Origin of the sequence: Mesorhizobium sp. M7A.T.Ca.US.000.02.2.1, assembly GCF_003996995.1 — a bacterium.
Lineage (GTDB): Bacteria > Pseudomonadota > Alphaproteobacteria > Rhizobiales > Rhizobiaceae > Mesorhizobium.
On the sequence record NZ_RZTT01000749.1, the window covers coordinates 1 to 1413 of the forward strand.

Sequence of the window (1413 nt, forward strand, 5' to 3'; positions counted from 1 at the left end):
TGTGCGCACCGGCCACGAGCTGATGCGGCGGCAGATAACCGCCATGGTCGAGGACGTGATCAAGTCGACGACCGCCAATCTCGATCGCATCAGGCCGCGGAGCGCCGATGCGGTGAGGGCAGCTGGCGAGACGATGGTGGTATTCTCGGCCGAGATGGCTGCCTTGGAGAAAGAACTGAAGGCCTTCCTGTACAAGCACCTCTACCGGCACGCGGAGGTTATGCGGGTGCGCGCGGACGCCGAGCAGATCGTCAAAAATCTGTTCGACGCCTATTTCGCCGATCCGCGCGCCATGCCGGACGGCTGGCGCGAGGGGCTGGATCGGGCCGACGACCGCATCAAGGCGCGCAGCGTCGCCGACTTCCTGGCGGGTATGACCGACACCTACGCGCTCAAGGAACACCGGCGTTTGTTTGACCATACGCCTGAATTGGGCTAGGGCGGGCTCGATTTTGCCGGCCAACGAGCCGGATTCGCTGCAAAGCCGCCAGAGCCAGACCTCAGAGTCACACAAATGAACATCTTCGCCGATTTCACCGCGCGAATCATAAAAGCCGTCGAAGCGCTTGATCTGAAAGACAAAGACGGCGTTTCGCCTGACCTGTCGCGCATTGCCGTCGAGCCGCCGCGCGACGCCAGCCACGGCGACCTGGCGACCAATGCGGCGATGGTGCTGGCCAAGCCGACCGGCCAGAACCCGCGCGCGCTGGCCGAAAGACTGGCGCAGGCGCTGCGTGACGACAAGGATGTTGCGGCGACGGAAGTGGCCGGGCCCGGTTTCGTCAATCTCAGACTGAAGGACGGCTTCTGGCAGGCACATCTGACCGCACTGCTCGGCGAGGGCCGCAACTATGGCCGCTCGACGGTTGGCGGCGGCAGGAAGACCAATGTCGAATATGTCTCGGCCAATCCGACCGGGCCGATGCATGTCGGCCATTGCCGGGGTGCTGTCGTCGGCGACGCGCTTGCCAATCTGATGGCCTTCGCCGGCTACGACGTGACCAAGGAATATGTCATCAACGACGCCGGCTCGCAGATCGACGTGCTCGGCCGTTCCGCATTCCTGCGTTACCGCGAAGCGCTGGGCGACGACATCGGCGAAATACCTGCCGGTCTCTATCCCGGCGATTACCTGGTGCCTGTCGGCCAGGCGCTGGTCACGGAATTCGGCCGCTCGCTTCTGCAGATGCCCGATGACGAGGCGCTCGCCATCGTCAAGGATCGCACCATCGATGCGATGATGGCGATGATCCGCGAGGACCTTGCGATGCTCAACGTGCATCACGACGTGTTCTTCTCCGAGCGCACGCTGCACGCCGACAAAGCCAGGAAAATCCGCTCTGCGATCAACGATCTGACGCTGAAGGGCCATATCTACAAGGGCAAGCTGCCGCCGCCCAAGGGCGAGAAACC

At 63.3% G+C, this 1413-nt stretch carries 1 protein-coding gene and 1 pseudogene; both read left to right on the top strand.

The features are described from left to right. A pseudogene (locus EOD15_RS34270) lies at positions 1–439 on the top strand (deoxyguanosinetriphosphate triphosphohydrolase); the annotation flags it as partial. A gap of 75 nt (positions 440–514) precedes the next feature. Next, on the top strand, positions 515–1413 hold an 899-nt coding region (gene argS, locus EOD15_RS34275; protein ID WP_127409303.1), incomplete at its 3' end, for an arginine--tRNA ligase.